12 protein-coding genes are annotated in these 15,879 nt (G+C 43.4%); 9 read left to right on the top strand and 3 right to left on the bottom strand.

Going from position 1 to position 15,879, the window contains the following annotated elements; genetic code table 11:
- Positions 1 to 85: 85 nt before the first annotated feature.
- From J4N44_RS20725 to cqsA, 3 genes are all read left to right on the top strand, one after another.
- Positions 86 to 1,072, top strand: coding sequence for a peptidoglycan DD-metalloendopeptidase family protein (locus J4N44_RS20725; RefSeq protein WP_252045695.1), 987 nt, complete (start codon positions 86 to 88; stop codon positions 1,070 to 1,072).
- Positions 1,073 to 1,393: 321 nt separating this feature from the next.
- A complete protein-coding gene (gene ylqF / locus J4N44_RS20720; RefSeq protein ID WP_005447133.1) occupies positions 1,394 to 2,338 on the top strand; it encodes a ribosome biogenesis GTPase YlqF in 945 nt (314 codons plus the stop codon).
- Positions 2,339 to 2,871: 533 nt separating this feature from the next.
- A complete protein-coding gene (cqsA, locus tag J4N44_RS20715) occupies positions 2,872 to 4,053 on the top strand; it encodes an alpha-hydroxyketone-type quorum-sensing autoinducer synthase (protein WP_026000191.1) in 1,182 nt (393 codons plus the stop codon).
- A 133-nt stretch (positions 4,054 to 4,186) separates the two neighbouring features.
- Here the strand turns inward: cqsA and J4N44_RS20710 are convergent, their stop codons facing one another.
- Positions 4,187 to 6,232 carry a hybrid sensor histidine kinase/response regulator gene (locus J4N44_RS20710; RefSeq protein ID WP_017819191.1) on the bottom strand — a complete coding sequence of 682 codons (2,046 nt, stop codon included), beginning with the start codon at positions 6,230 to 6,232 and terminating at the stop codon, positions 4,187 to 4,189.
- Between the two features lie 286 nt (positions 6,233 to 6,518).
- On the opposite strand from J4N44_RS20710, the gene J4N44_RS20705 reads away from it, so the two are divergent.
- On the top strand, positions 6,519 to 7,136 hold the full coding sequence (locus J4N44_RS20705; protein ID WP_252045694.1) for an HAD family hydrolase: 618 nt from the start codon (positions 6,519 to 6,521) through the stop codon (positions 7,134 to 7,136).
- 74 nt (positions 7,137 to 7,210) lie between these two features.
- Here the strand turns inward: J4N44_RS20705 and J4N44_RS20700 are convergent, their stop codons facing one another.
- A complete protein-coding gene (locus J4N44_RS20700; RefSeq protein ID WP_005447141.1) occupies positions 7,211 to 7,759 on the bottom strand; it encodes a GNAT family N-acetyltransferase in 549 nt (182 codons plus the stop codon).
- Between the two features lie 293 nt (positions 7,760 to 8,052).
- On the opposite strand from J4N44_RS20700, the gene J4N44_RS20695 reads away from it, so the two are divergent.
- The 4 genes from J4N44_RS20695 (at position 8,053) to J4N44_RS20680 (ending at position 13,605) form a co-directional block, all read left to right on the top strand.
- A complete protein-coding gene (locus J4N44_RS20695; RefSeq protein ID WP_017188909.1) occupies positions 8,053 to 9,177 on the top strand; it encodes an acyl-CoA desaturase in 1,125 nt (374 codons plus the stop codon).
- 375 nt (positions 9,178 to 9,552) lie between these two features.
- On the top strand, positions 9,553 to 10,920 hold the full coding sequence (dcuC, locus tag J4N44_RS20690) for an anaerobic C4-dicarboxylate transporter DcuC (RefSeq protein ID WP_005447145.1): 1,368 nt from the start codon (positions 9,553 to 9,555) through the stop codon (positions 10,918 to 10,920).
- Between the two features lie 226 nt (positions 10,921 to 11,146).
- Positions 11,147 to 11,737, top strand: a complete 591-nt coding sequence (locus J4N44_RS20685) for a LemA family protein (protein WP_005447146.1) — start codon at positions 11,147 to 11,149, stop codon at positions 11,735 to 11,737.
- Entirely contained in the window at positions 11,737 to 13,605 is a 1,869-nt protein-coding gene (locus tag J4N44_RS20680; protein WP_017819193.1) for a M48 family metallopeptidase, read from the top strand. The genes J4N44_RS20685 and J4N44_RS20680 overlap by 1 nt, the downstream gene beginning before the upstream one ends.
- A 65-nt stretch (positions 13,606 to 13,670) precedes the next feature.
- Here J4N44_RS20680 and J4N44_RS20675 read toward each other — a convergent pair whose 3' ends face one another.
- On the bottom strand, positions 13,671 to 14,027 hold the full coding sequence (locus J4N44_RS20675) for a hypothetical protein (protein WP_005447150.1): 357 nt from the start codon (positions 14,025 to 14,027) through the stop codon (positions 13,671 to 13,673).
- 576 nt (positions 14,028 to 14,603) lie between these two features.
- Here J4N44_RS20675 and J4N44_RS20670 point away from each other — a divergent pair.
- Positions 14,604 to 15,836, top strand: a complete 1,233-nt coding sequence (locus tag J4N44_RS20670; RefSeq protein ID WP_252045693.1) for an L-lactate MFS transporter — start codon at positions 14,604 to 14,606, stop codon at positions 15,834 to 15,836.
- Positions 15,837 to 15,879: the final 43 nt, after the last annotated feature.

Below are 15,879 nucleotides of genomic sequence, written 5' to 3'. Positions count from 1 at the left end.
GGAATTGCCTTTAAAGGCGTGTAAGATTTTATTTTAAATATTATACTCCCCTCAATTTTTAGCCTCTAAGCATAATTTCGATTTAATGACAAGTTTAATATTAAGACAGCAGACTCAGCACATTGCTTTACCCCTTGTTCTTATTGCACTCGTTATCATTGCTGGCGTATCTTTGACTCATTACTTGCTCACCCCAGAACTTCATATCACTCCCACCAAATCAACAGCAAAAACAGCAAGTTACAATAAGATAAATAGTAATAGCATCGAGCAAACTTATGAAGCACACTTTCAACGCACCAAGATCACCACAGGTATTATTGATTACTCGTTTGTTGCCTCTTTAATTAATTCCGGATTGTCCCCGCATGAGATCAAATCTTTGTTCAGGTTAATCGAAGATGAGTTCAACATTATTGGTTCAGCACAGAAAGGCGACCGATTTTCAGTAAAAATCAAAACCAATAGTTATAATGAAAGATACATTAGTTCTTTTTACTACTCAGGTAGTAAAAGAGACTTTTTCATTATTAATGATGGTAAAGACAATGCTTACGATGAATATGGAAATAAGCTAATTCAAAAGCCTTATTATTCATTTCCACTAGCGAAAGCTTACAAAATTAGCTCCGGCTTTAATTTAAAGAGAAGACATCCAGTAACCGGTTTGATTGTTCCTCATTTAGGGACAGATTATGCAGTCCCAATTGGAACGCCGATAAAAAGTATTGCAGACGGTGTCGTCATCAAATCACGCTACAATCGTTTTGCAGGCAACTATATAAACATCCGTCACACAAATGGCTCTATATCCCGCTACTTGCACTTATCACGCAGCAACGTTCGCGTAGGTGACCACGTAACGAAAGGACAAGCTATTGGTCGCTCAGGTAACACAGGCAGAACAACCGGACCTCACCTGCACATAGAGTTGATCGTTGATGGCGTTCCTGTTGATTACGCACAATACATCAGAAAAGCGCGCCCTCCTCTGGTGAACATGCAAATGATGTTAGCAGCAAGGACTGAACGCGCAGAGCTGATCAGAGAATTAAACAAACATGCCTCATAACTCACCTTGTTGGTCTGACGCTCGAATCACCCGGATGTCATTTTCTTTATCGTGATAAGGCACATCATTACCGAGGCATTGATATTCGATTCGAAACTAACCAAAGCGAAGCCAAAGCAACGCTCAAGCCCTTAAATATCGCGATGTCAGCTTGCTCTAACATTTCCGCCCATCCAATAAAGTGTTAAGATCCTCACATGACTCGCTGTAGTGGTATTGAGTGGGGAAACATACCCCGCTCCCCTTAACATCCTCGTTAGTGATGTAGGTAAATTGATTAACCCACCAGCATAACCATGAAACAATAAGGCGATTTTTCAGATGGTTAACAACTCTATCCAGTGGTTTCCTGGCCACATGCACAAAGCGCGTAAAGAAATCGAAGAAGCAATCCCGCAAGTGGATGTGATCATCGAAGTACTGGATGCTCGTATTCCTTTCAGTAGTGAAAACCCGATGATCTCCCAAATTCGCGGTGATAAACCAGTAGTAAAGGTACTGAATAAACGCGACCTTGCCGATCCGGAGTTAACTCAAGTGTGGATTGATCACCTTGAGAAAGAGCAAAACGTAAAAGCAATGGCAATCACTACGTCAGAGACGAGTGAAGTACATAAGATTATGGAGCTTTGCCGCAAGCTAGCGCCTCACCGTGAAGAAATTGGTAAGAACATTCGTACCATGATCATGGGTATTCCAAACGTTGGTAAATCGACCATTATCAATACTCTTGCAGGTCGCACGATTGCCGTAACAGGCAACCAACCAGCGGTCACTCGTCGTCAGCAGCGTATTAACCTACAAAATGGCATCGTACTTTCAGATACCCCAGGAATTTTGTGGCCAAAAGTTGAAAACCCGCACAGTGGTTTCCGACTCGCAGCAACAGGTGCGGTGAAAGATACCGCAATGGAATACGATGAAGTGGCATTTTACACGGTCGAATACCTAGCTGCTCATTACCCAGAGAAGCTTAAAGAGCGTTATCAAATCGAAGAGCTTCCAGAGTCTGATATCGAAATCATGGAAGAAATTGGTCGTCGTCGTGGAGCACTTCGTGCGGGTGGTCGTGTTGACCTACACAAGGTATCTGAAATCCTTCTACACGAACTTCGTCAGGGCACCTTAGGGCAAATCACCCTTGAGTTGCCAGAGATGATTACTCAAGAGCTGATCGAAGTAGAAATCGAAACCGCTCGTAAAGAAGAAGAGAAAGCAAAACGCAAAGAAGAACGTCGTAAGCGTTACCTACGAAACAAACGATAGTTCCTATTCAATCACTGTTTTAAAGCGCGTTTTATACGCGCTTTTTTTCGCCTATTTTCCAGGTTTATAACAATCTGAAAAGAGCTTGATACTCCACTTGATGGTTGTACTTGCTCTCAAATCCATGACAACACTCTGAAATCCTCATCTTGAAGACATCATCTCGAAGTCACGTGGGTATATCTTTTTTATCAGCTTGAAAATCCACAGACTCGTTAACCACATTAAATGGAACGAACCACTCTAAAACGCCACAAAATGGCGTTGTGATTTGACATCTATTCGTTAATTTTTGTAGAAAAAACCAAACAAATTCATAGTGATTTACTATGAATTTTAACGGTTATTTTCTAAGCTCCATCATAGTTAGACTCCCGAAAGGTAAGGAATTCCAAACCGCACCCAACCCTTAAATACCGAGTTTGCAAGCGTACGCAAACTTATGCAACATTGGCAATGACACATCTCTCATATCAGTTAAAACTATATAACTGTCAGCGCTGGCGTTTTTCGTATTACTAAGAGAAATTATTATGAGTGATAAACTGAAAACGAAACCTCTTCCTTCTTTTGTTGAGGAACGCCTAGACTTTTATATTCAAGACTTGATCGAACAAAACGAGAACCAGAAGCACTTGGTTTTGGGTAAGCGACCACAATCCGGAGCAGTGGTCATGCAAAGCAACGACTACTTATCGTTATCCCACAACCAACTGATTCAAAAGGCACATCGTGATGCAATTACCGAGCATGACGACAACGTAGTAATGTCTGCAATCTTCCTGCAAGATGATACTTCCAAGCCTGCATTTGAAACCCAACTCGCCGATTACGTGGGAATGGGAAGTTGCTTGCTCTCACAATCAGGATGGGCGGCAAACATCGGGTTGTTGCAAACGATTTGCCCACCAAATACGCCCGTCTATATCGACTTTTTTGCGCATATGTCGTTATGGGAAGGTATTCGAGCAGCGGGAGCACACGCGCATGCATTTATGCACAACAATATGAACCACTTGCGTAAACAGATCCAACGTCATGGCTCCGGTGTGATTGTTGTCGATTCGGTCTATAGCACGATTGGTACTATCGCCCCACTTCACGACATCTACGAAATGGCACGTGAATTTGATTGTGCATTGGTCGTCGATGAATCCCACTCACTTGGAACTCACGGTCCAAATGGCGCTGGTCTTGTGAAAGCGTTAGGGTTAACCGATCAAGTTGATTTCATTACGGTAAGTTTGGCTAAGACATTCGCATACCGTGCGGGGGCTATTCTTGGTCCTGAGAAGCTGGCTAAGACACTCCCATTTGTCGCGTATCCAGCGATTTTTAGCTCGACGGTATTGCCGCAAGAAGTGATTCGCTTAGAAAAAACGCTTGAGGTGATTAAGGGAGCTGACGATAAACGAACCTTACTGTTCAACCGAGCTAAAGAGCTAAGAACAGGATTAAAACAAATTGGCTTTAATATCCGTAGTGAATCTCAAATTGTCGCTTTGGAGTGCGGTAGCGAGAGAAATACGGAACGTGTACGTGACTTTCTTGAAGAACGTAATGTGTTTGGTGCAGTATTCTGTCGCCCAGCAACAGGTAAGAACAAAAACATCATCCGATTTTCAATCAATGCAGATATGACTTCTCGCGATGTGGACCACGTACTTACCGCTTGTCAGGAAGCATTTAACCATCCAGAACTAGAATTCGCATAACGAATCGATAACGGCACAATTGAATGGAAGCTTGTCGCTGCCGAAAAACAAAGAGCTCAGCACAATGCTGAGCTCTATCGTCATTCCGTTCTTCAATAATGATGCTAGGCAATGAGTGCGTTAGGCGATGGAATTAAATCCAGTTCGCTATCTTATCGAACAGTCTGTTTTTATCTGCCGGTTTGACAATAAAATCTGACATGCCAGACGAGCCAATTTTATCGAGAGTCACTGGTGAACTGTCTCCCGTATGGGCAATGATAGGCACGGAAGCATAAGGTTTGTTTGACGCTCGAATTCGACGAGATGTCTCTACCCCATCCATCACTGGCATTTCGATGTCCATTAAGATGAGATCAATGTCATTTGTATCTAATGCGCTTATAGCTTGCTGACCGTCTTCGGTTTGGATCACTTCAAACCCTTGCTTCTCAAGTAACATTGCCGTGAACTTACGCAAGGATTCGTTATCATCAACGACCATAATCGTTCGTTTGTTCGTTGCATCTAGCGGCTTCGTTGATACCTGAGGAACCACATAGTTGGCGTCGTATAGCAAACGATCAATGGTTGCTTTTGTGTTGAGTAACCACGCTTGTGTTTCCACCCAAATCGGCGCAAAAGATGCCTTTCTGGCTCTCTGAATTGGGTGGTGCTCAAACAGATAAACAATACGAGCTTCAGTGAATGAAAATAGTGACTCCATTTTGTCCATATGACTGCCTCGGGCGTCTAGGCTTTCGATATCGACAAAGATCAAATCGTATTCAAATTCATATTCTTTCTTCTTGAGCAGAGCATCAACGTCTAACACCGTAAGGCTAAAGCCCATAAACCGAGCAATGTCCGTCATTTTAGACACTAGAATGTTTTGCTCACTCACAAAGAGTGTGGTTTTTAGCTTGGTTAACTCACTTTTGATCTCTTTGACTTCATTTGAGTTAATCGCCGGGAAGGTCATCGTAAATTGCGACCACTCGCCCACTTCTGACTGACACCGAATGTCCCCCCCAAATGAACGCATCACCTTTTTACAGAAAGGCAAACCTAAGCCGTAACTACCCGATTTGCCTGTAGTGTAGAAGTCTTGGAAAATGCTTTGTAACACATCAGGCGCGATGCCTGAACCATTATCCGTAACCACAATTTGATTGCTGAAATCGTCACTGTACATGGTAACGTGGATATGAAAATCTTCCGAACTTCGGTGGTGAAATGCATTCTTAAACAAGTTGTACATGACGTACTTCAACAGCGTATCACTGCCCAAGAAATCAAATTCACTACGCATATCCAACGAAATGGCAAAACGGTCAGTCGCTCGTTTGTAGCTAAAACTTTCAATTGCACTTTCAACGACAGATTGAGCCGAGTGTTTCTGGAACGTCGAACGCGACACTCGGTTTTCATCAATTGAAGTTAGCAGTAAATCAATGGTCTCGTTACCTGAGTGAATGATTTTCATTGCATCGTCACTGACTTCACGCAATAAGGTCACATCTTCGTCACTCAGCTCGTATTGCGCTTTTCTTCCCTCTTTCGGGTTGGGCAACACTGATTGAATCACATCAATTGAAGTCAACAAGCCGCTGAGTGGGTTTCGCATTTCATGGGCGATGCCCGCACCAAAAGACTTAGCCAAGGAAACTTTTGCTTCGTGCTCCACTTGGTTTCGGAAGTAGAACAAGTTACCAAATAGATAAATGAACAAGAAGATTGGTACATGCGTCCAATCCATGGTGAGCTCAATATGAAAGCCTTGAGCTACCCAAGCGAAAAACGTCGCCAAACCAATACCAGCAAAGGTCTGGGCAAACATAACCCAAGTAATATGAACCAACAAAATATGAAGGAATATCGCCGACATAAACGACATTACCCAAACATTTGACCAGTTGTTCATCAACAACATATAGAAGAAGAAACAAGGTAAACAAAGGGTAATTGCGACTTGATAAAAAGCCGGCAGATACTTTCGCCACTCGAATGGTAAGCGGTTACGATAAATGATACCAAAGAACAAGAAAGAGCAGAGAATTCTCAGTGGCAAGTTTTCGTACGGTTGTGGGAACATGAATTCCCATACCACGTAATAAATTGGGAAGCCCACAAAGCCCATCCACCCTACTAAGGTAAGGTTTGGCTCTGCGTACTGATAAACTTTGCGAATCGCGTCCATATTATTACTTAATTAACTCAGCCCTAACGTTTAACTGTCTATTACATTGTTTTCTTATAATTATATATTAGTTATCGCACATAAACAGCGAGGTGTTGTTCAAAAGTTTATGACGGTCTGCTTTAAATTCAATCCGTTACATTCATAAAGGTGATAATTAGTCAAATAACATCGAAAAGTATTTGAAAAACCGGATTATACGCAACAATTTTTACATAAACATATTGCAATTAAGATATTGCCGGAATTTGAACACGTACCTAATCAAATTAACCCAAGGATACCTATGCAAGCTAACTCAATTAAGAATGTCGTATTTGATATCGGCAACGTCATGGTGAGATGGTCACCTTTAGAAATCGTCAGATTGACATTGGGCAACCACGTTGATGCTGAGGCAAAAGCTAAAGCATTATTCGCAAACGATATATGGTTAGATTTAAACAAAGGCTTAATCACAGAAGCTGAGGCGAAAGAGCGTTACCAATCAGAGAAACAGCTGTCTCTCAACGAATGTGAGCGATTCTTTTACTATGTTAAGCAAACACAACTTCTGATCTTTGGCAGCGTAGAACTCCTCACACGCATCAAAAGTGCTGGTTATTCCGTGTATGCATTAACCGATAATGTTGTTGAGATTGTTGAACACTTAAAAACAACCTATGAGTTTTGGCCTTTATTTGATGGAACGACGGTTTCCGCCGAGCTTGGTTTGCTAAAACCTCAGCCTGAGATCTATCAGAGCTTGCTTGATACTCATCAACTTATCGCTGCTGAGACGGTTTTTCTTGATGATATGCCTTATAACGTAGAAGGCGCTCGAAAACTTGGAATCTCTGCGATTCAATTTGAGAATGCTGAACAATGTGAACAAGAACTCAAAGCCCTAGGACTCACCTTCTAAGTGGTATCCCTATGCAGACAAAAAAGAGCAGCGACGTGCTGCTCTTTGTATGTTTAAAGGAAACTCAATCTGAGTTACGAGTAAATAACATTCTCTTCAATGCCACTCACTAGTGATTGCGCGTTAGACCAACGAAACACTTTTTCGAGTACTTCATTTCCGCCCGGAGTTTTCCAGTTTCGCTCCTGACACTCTTGCCCGCCAATATGTTGATAAAACTCAACCGCAGGTTCATTCTGAGAGACGACTTCAAGATACAAACCACTGTCCTTGAAGTATTGCTGGTGCCATTCCGCTACCGCAAGAAGTAGCTGTTTGCCTATACCTCTTCCGCGATAACTGTCATCTACGTGCAATGCTTCAATAAAGCTGCCACGTTCAAAATCATGATTACCAAACACACAAACAAAACCAAGAAGAAGACCACCCTCTTCGGCTAAAACAATGTGTTGGTTGAATGGTGGATTGGTTAAGCGCGTTTGCCATATCAACAGTTTGTCGTCGATGGCTTCGCTATCCAAATAGCCATCACTCAACACACCACGGTAGTGGCGCTTCCAACTGTCTGCGTGTAACTGCGCTATGCGTTCATAATCCTTATATTCCGCTAATCGTAATTCCATTACGTATTCCTATGTTCTTGTATTGCTTCTCTAACGAGCTTTGGCATTTTCCACCTCATTAACTGCATATTATTGGCAGATTTTACAAATCTATAGCCACAGCTCATTGATTAATACTACTCATTATTCGTTTAAAAGCAAAATATCCCACCAACGAAACCCAATTATTGCGAGTTTTCGCTTAACGATAGAAATGTCACAACTCGAAACAAAGTCATCGAACTTTAGTTTGACTTACACGTGTACGCTGATATTCTGGCGTACAGTTGTTAGCTCAAAGTTAGGGGCACATTGTGAAGCATAATAAACCACCACTTATCTGGTTGAATATATTGATATTTTCCGCCAGTTTTATTCTCACCTTTATTGTACTGCCTTGGTATGCATACCACTTCGGTTTAGGCTGGGAGCATCTGATCTGGGGCATTATTGCCTTTAGTTTCACCAACCTCTCTATTACAGCGGGCTATCACCGCCTTTGGAGTCACAAAACCTACGAAGCTCACCCAGTTTTACGATTCATCTTTGCCATCGGTGGTGCTTTCTCTCTTCAAAACAGTGCAATGCATTGGTCATCCGATCATCGTGTTCACCACAAACATGTCGACGACAACGACAAAGACCCATACTCAGCAAAACGTGGGTTCTGGTATTCACATATCGGTTGGATGCTTCGTGATTACAACAAATCAAAAGAGAACGAGTACACTAATTGTCGAGATTTGAAGCGAGATAAAATCGTCGTGTGGCAGCACAAATATTATGTCCCTTTGGCTATCGCAACGAACATTGGTTTCCCACTAGCTCTTGGGCTTCTATACGGTGATATCTGGGGAATGTTCCTAATTGTCGGTGCTGCTCGTCTGTTCTTGAGCCATCACACCACTTTCTTTATCAACTCATTGGCGCACGTTTGGGGTAAACAAACCTTCACCGATAAAAACACTGCTCGTGACAATGGCATTTTGGCATTCTTTACCTTTGGTGAGGGCTACCACAACTTCCATCACATCTTTGAGAACGATTACCGTAATGGCGTTTACTGGTGGCACTACGATCCAACCAAATGGCTGATCAAATCTTGTTCTTGGCTGGGGTTAACAACGAAGCTTCGTACGACGTCAACGTTTCGCATAGAAAAAGCACGCGCGACGCAGTTATTGAAGAAAGCCAAAGAAAAACTAGAGAGTAAGCCAAACAGCCAGTCGATTCGCGATCAGCTTCAGAAGGAGTTCGACGCATTAGTGCATCACATGCAGGAGTACTACGAAGCGCGCAAAGAAGTACTTGGCGAGAAAACGGCAACAGTAGTGAAAAAGTACGAGCGCTCCGTTTCCAAATTAAAGTACCAACAAATTAAGGAAGAATTTGAACGTCAACAACGCAGTTGGAATCTCTTAGTGCGTCGCTACGCGTAACGTGTAAATCGCGCTTCAATATAAAGACGTCAAAACAAAAGCTCCGTTAATTCGGAGCTTTTTTGTTCAACCAAGCCCCTTTAACGTGATCTAGCTCGAACTATCGCTTTTCTCACTTTTTAATCATTTAGTGCAATTTTTATTCGATTGAATGTTCATATTTTCGTTTCTTTAAAATCCAGAAAACTAGTACATAACACCTAAAAAACGTAATTTAAACAATATAATCCAATGCAATTATTTATTAATCTATTATTTGTTTTAGATCATGCTAGCTCTAATTTAGTCTCGTGCCACAGGAAAGAATTCTGTAAATTCCCAGACATAAACTGAAACAGTTTCTTTCTTTTTTTCATAATATCTGGAGACAACCCTATGTTAGAGCTCTTAATTGGCTTGGTAGTGACCATTGCTGTGGGTTATTTCATTGTCAAAGGCTACAAAGCTGCTGGCGTGTTATTAACCGCAGGTATTAGTTTGCTTCTTATGACTGGCATTCTTGGCCATGACGTTCTGCCATCAAAAGTAACCTCAACGGGTAATATGGTGACGGACGCACTAGAGTACGTAAAATACATGCTTCAATACCGTGGCGGCGGTCTTGGTATGCAAATCATGCTACTTTGTGGTTTTGCGTCTTACATGACACACATCGGCGCAAACAATGTTGTTGTAAAACAGTTCTCTAAACCGCTTTCTGTTATCAAGTCTCCATACGTCCTTTTGGTAGCGGCTTACATCGTGGCATGTTTGATGTCTCTTGCAGTGAGTTCAGCAACAGGTCTGGGCGTGCTATTAATGGCGACCCTATTCCCTATGATGACGGCAATGGGTATTTCTCGTCCAGCGGCAGTGGCAGTGTGTGCTTCACCAGCGGCAATCATTCTGTCGCCAACATCAGGTGACGTGGTTATCGCAGCAGAAAAATCTGGTCTCGCGCTTGACGTATTTGCGGTTCAAACCGTACTTCCTGTTTCTATCTGTGCAATCATCGTAATGGCGGCAGCCGCTTTCTTCTGGAACAAATACCTAGATAAGAAAGATAACACACCAATGGAAAGAATCGACGTGTCTGAGATCAAAGCAGATGCTCCAGCATTCTACGCTGCGCTACCTTTCCTACCTATCATCGGTGTTTTCCTATTCAACGGTCGCACAATCCCTGGTCTAAGCCTAGATATCTACACGATCGTGGTTGGCTCGATTTTCTTAGGTGCGGTTATTCATTACGTTGTTAATAAATTCGACGGTAAGAAATCTCTTGAAGATCTAGACTCGTGCTACACAGGCATGGCGGATGCGTTTAAGGGTGTAGTAATGCTTTTGGTTGCTGCTGGTGTGTTTGCTCAAGGTCTTATGTCTATCGGTGCGATCGACAACCTTCTTCACCTAGCGGATAACGCAGGCGCAGGCGGTATCGCACTAATGCTTATCCTAACAGGTCTAACCGTGGCGGCAGCAATTGCAACGGGTTCTGGTAACGCACCATTCTACGCGTTCGTTGAACTTGCTCCTTCACTGGCTGCGAAAATGGGTTTGAACCCTGCGTTCCTAATCATCCCAATGCTACAAGCTTCTAACCTAGGTCGTACTATCTCGCCAGTATCTGGCGTAATCGTTGCTACTTCAGGTATGGCAAACATCAGCCCATTTGAGGTAGTAAAACGCACATCAGTGCCAGTTCTAGCGGGTCTGATTACTGTGATCATCGGTACTATGGTTCTTGTACCAATGTCAGCGTAAGCGCTAATCACAATCATCTAGTTCGTAAAAGCTCGGCAGTTTTGTCGGGCTTTTTTATTTCTATTCCACAGACCTTGTCACCACCTTTCCCCTCTTTGACACCTCGTACTGAATACGCAATACGTCCCATAATTACAAAACATTGCACATTATAAGTAAGTCTAATTTGCTTAATATCTCAACTACTTATATAAAGTCCAAATACATTCACAAAATGGAACTTACTATGACTTCACTTATTGTTTTCATCGTCATCATTTTGCTTATCGCGGTGTTTGCGGTCAGCATTTACAACAAACTAGTGACGCTGCGTAATCGCTTTAAAAACAGCTTTGCTCAGATTGAGGTTCAGTTAAAACGTCGTTACGACCTGATCCCAAATCTTGTCAGCACAGCGAAAGGTTACATGGAACACGAAAAAGAAACCTTCGAGCGAGTCATCCAAGCGCGTAACCAGGCAATTTCGGGCTTGAAAGCAGCAAGTGACGCGCCAGACAGCGATGCGGCAATTAGCCAACTGGCACAAGCAGAAGGCATGCTACAAAATGCACTAGGTAAGTTAAACGTCGTCGTTGAAGCTTACCCAGAACTGAAAGCCAACGAAACCATGACTCAGTTGCAAGAAGAACTAACCAGCACGGAGAATAAAGTCGCTTTTGCTCGCCAAGCTTTCAATGATGCTGTTACCAGCTACAACACTTACAAACAGACTTTCCCACCAGTCTTGTTTGCCAATATGTTTGGCTTCCAAGATGGTAAGTTGCTGGAGTTTGCAGACAGCGAAGCAATCCAAGAAGCGCCAAAGGTTGAGTTCTAATGGATTTTTTCGACCATCAAGATACCGCACGTCAGCGTACCGGGCTTTTGGTGTTTCTGTTCTCCTTAGCAGTATTAATCATCACAAGTTTGGTCAGCGTACTATCCATTACTATTTATTACGTAGTAACCGGCGAGCCATTTGATCAACGCACCGCTATTACTTACACCTTGCTGTGCTTTGCAGGTGTGGCACTGGTCGTCGCAATCAGCTCTATGTTCCGCCTATCTGAACTTTCTTCCAATGGCGGTAGTGGCGTCGCTGAAAGTATTGGAGGTAAGCTTATTTCCTCAAATACAACGGACACAAAACACCGCCAATTACTTAATGTGGTAGAGGAGATGGCGATTGCTTCTGGCATTCCTGTCCCCCCTGTTTATGTGATGCCAGAAGAGCGAGGCATTAACGCTTTTGCTGCAGGTATGAGCATTGATGATGCCGTTATAGGTGTCACGCAAGGTGCGCTCGACAGCTTTTCTCGTGATGAACTGCAAGGCGTCATTGCCCACGAGTTCAGCCACGTATTGAATGGCGACATGCGCATGAACACGCGCTTGATTGGCGTCTTGTTCGGCATTACTTGTATTGCGCACTTGGGTCACTTGGTTCTCGACAATACACACTACACTAGCCGTTCATCAAGAAGCTCTTCCGATTCCGATAAAGGCTTCGCTGTCATCATGCTGATCGCGGTTGTGTGTTTGGTGCTCGGTTGGGTTGGTACTTTATTTGGCTCAATGATCAAAGCAGCTATCTCACGGCAACGTGAGTTCTTGGCGGACGCGAGTGCAGTTCAGTTTACTCGTAATGACCAAGGTATTTCAGGTGCGTTGAAAAAGATTGGCGGTCACGCATCTGGCTCTAGCTTGGATGCGCAAGCGAGCAGCCAAATGAGCCACATGATGTTTGGACAAAGCAGCTTGTCTGGCTTCACCGGTTTCTTTGCTACTCACCCGCCTCTTGAAGAACGAATCCGTCGCATTGAACCCAACTGGGACGGCAGTTTTTCGCGCAGAAATCATAGCCAAGCTTCGACGTTTGCTCATGAACAAGTCAGCGGATTTGCTTCGGATGCCGATTTCGGCTCTCAAGACCATGAACCACAAAGTGTCACTCCAACTTCCTCAGAACTAAGTGACACAGGAAAACAACTGATCAGCCAATTGCCCCAAGACTTGGTAGACATTGCGCGTGAACCCTACAGTTCGCGCTTTATTGCATTGCTCCTGATCTTTGATGGCAGCGATGTGCAACGTGAGATGATCAAAGGTCATATTCCAATGGTCTCGCACGCAAAGCTGTTACCATGGCTGGATTACGATTTGCCCCTGCACTTAAGACTTCCTCTGCTAGAGCTCGCCATCCCAGCACTTAAATCAATGAGTGAAGGTCAGAAAAACAGACTTTGCCAAGTGTTGCGAGAGTTGTCTCAAACGGACAATCACTACTCACTGGGTGAATGGTGCGTCATTAACTTGCTGGAAAAGCAGCTTCTTGCGCCTTTTGGCTCTACTCGCCAAAACAAGACATTCAAGCAACTCCAAGAAAGCGTGCACTGGTTGCTACGTGAATTGGCGTGGGTCACGCATTCAGAACGAGAAGGCGCACAACGCGCATTCAACGCTTCGCTCACCTCGCTAGGATTTGCAGAAACGACATTGGAAGCGCCAAACAACAACTGGCGTTTAAGTCGCGCTGCATTGGAGCTGTTGTTGCAACTTAAACCCCTTCAACGGCGACAGTTCGTTAAGGCGTGTCGTTTAGCAATTGAGTCTGATGGTAAGATCACCGTCGCGGAAGGCGAATTGTACCGCGTGATAGCGTGTTTCTTGGAAGTTCCAGAACCGCCGCTTACCGTGACGCTTTAACTGCAAAAAGTAAAACGCCAGCGATGATCGCTGGCGTTTTTGTATTCGGCTATAAGTGACGCTGATTAAGCAGCTTTAAAGCGCTCTGGAATCTTAGTGATGCTTTGACGATAGCTGAACCACAAGTAGGTTACCGCTAATGAGAAGAACAAGTAAGACAAAGCAAACACGATTGGAGATGTAATAAGCTCGGCTGACATACCCCACATTACGCCAATTACCGTAATCGTCAATTTAGATAACATGCCACAGATCAGTAAGAACAAAGCAAGCTGCGGGAAACGCGAACTACGGAATGCGAAGAAGTAGCAGCTACCTACTGCAAGCGATGCAATAGAAAGACCTAGCATGAATGAATGGATGTGATCTGCTGATGCGACACCTGCAGAAACAGAAGCCATAAGTAATAGGAACAATTTCATAAGTCACCTCACTACGAGTAGAGAAAAGCATCCTTTCATTAATGAAAACTCATTTTGCGCCCTATTTTGCTTATCTATTTAGCAATTACAAGCACATTTTTTGCTCAATTTATGTTCACCCTCTCCTTTTGAATCGAGTTATTACAAGCAGTTAACATTCTCTAATTTATAAACCCTTTAGATCCTGCACTTACAGAAAACAGTCTCTATTTTGCCCACTTTTGTTACAGAACATTAACACTAAAATATTTTGAAACTTTTTGCTTAAACTGTGAGCCAAATACCCATGCTCTAGCTATAAACCTTGTTTCACTTAGGATCTCACTACCAAACCAACGATTCTTTACGTTAGATCAACATTTCCTTCATATATAAAACGCTCTCATTACAACCATTTTTAATGCTTCGAATTATTTTTAGTAATAGGGGTAAAAAGAGATTCCAATCACACATTTATTGGTTATAATCCGCGCTCATTACGTTATGCGTTGAAAAATGCAAACTTATTTTGAGTAAACCCTATCTTTAAACCGACTCCTCTTTGCTATCTGCCAAGAGGTATTACTGAGAACAAAAATGAGCAAGATTGATAAAGCTATGCGCATCCTGCTAGCAGGATTCTGTATCAACCTTTGTCTTGGCATCCTGTATGCTTGGAGTGTATTCAACAAAGCACTAGTGACTGAGTCAGGCTGGAGCGCAGCAGAAGCATCTGCACCTTACGCGACTGCAACTATTACTTTCTCTATCTGTCTTCTTGTTGCAGGTATTCTTCAAGACCGTATGGGTCCACGTTTGATCCTTATCCTAGGTACTGTTCTAACAGGTCTAGGCATGATCGCGTCTGGTTTTGTAAACTCACCACTAATGCTGAACATCACTTTCGGTGTGATCACTGGTGCAGGTATCGGTTTTGGTTATGCGTGTCTTTCTCCTTCAGCAATGAAGTGGTTCCACGCATCTAAGAAAGGTATGGTTAACGGCATCATTGCAGCAGGTTTCGGTCTAGCAGCTATCTACCTAGCTCCTGTGACTTCTGCGCTGATTGACAGCATGGGCATCCAAACGAGCTTCCTAGTTCTTGGTGTTGGTATCCTTGCTATCGCAGTTCCTCTAGCTGCAACAATCAACAACCCACCAGCGGATTACACGCCAGCAGAGCCTACAGTAAAAGAAGGTCAAGCGCCTAAGGTTGTGAAGAAGTCTGACGACCTAACTTGGAAAGCAATGCTTAAAACGCCACAGTTCTACTCTCTATGGATCATGTACGCGTTCGCAGCTTCTGTTGGTCTTATGATCATCGGTAACATCACGACTATTGCAAGCGTTCAAGCGAACCTGCCAAACGCGGTTTACCTAGCGTCTATCCTTGCGGTATTTAACTCAGGCGGTCGTGTAGCAGCAGGTATGCTTGCAGACAAGATCGGTGGCGTTCGTACTCTTCTTCTAGCATTCGTTCTACAGGGCATCAACATGGTTCTGTTCGCAACGTTCAAAACTGAGTTTACGCTGATCATCGGTACAGCAATCGCAGCAGTAGGTTACGGTACGCTTCTAGCAGTATTCCCTACTCTAACGGCTGAATTCTACGGTCTGAAGAACTACGGTACTAACTACGGCGTGCTATACACAGCATGGGGTATCGGTGGTGCAATCGGTGCTGCTGTTGTTGGTTTCTCAATGACTAACGGTGACGGTTACACGCTTGCTTACACTATCTCAGCGGCAATGATGGCGGTATGTATCGTACTGGCGTTCATCACTAAGCCACTGACTGAAGCGAAAGTAGCACAACTGAAAAACGCTTAATTGCCAGTCCAGTTCTATTTATCTAGTAGATCTGCAGAAATTG

This window comes from Vibrio sp. SCSIO 43155 (assembly GCF_023716605.1).
GTDB lineage: Bacteria > Pseudomonadota > Gammaproteobacteria > Enterobacterales > Vibrionaceae > Vibrio > Vibrio harveyi.
The sequence above is the reverse complement of the archived record's forward strand: the minus strand, read 5'-3'. Positions and strand labels throughout refer to the sequence as shown.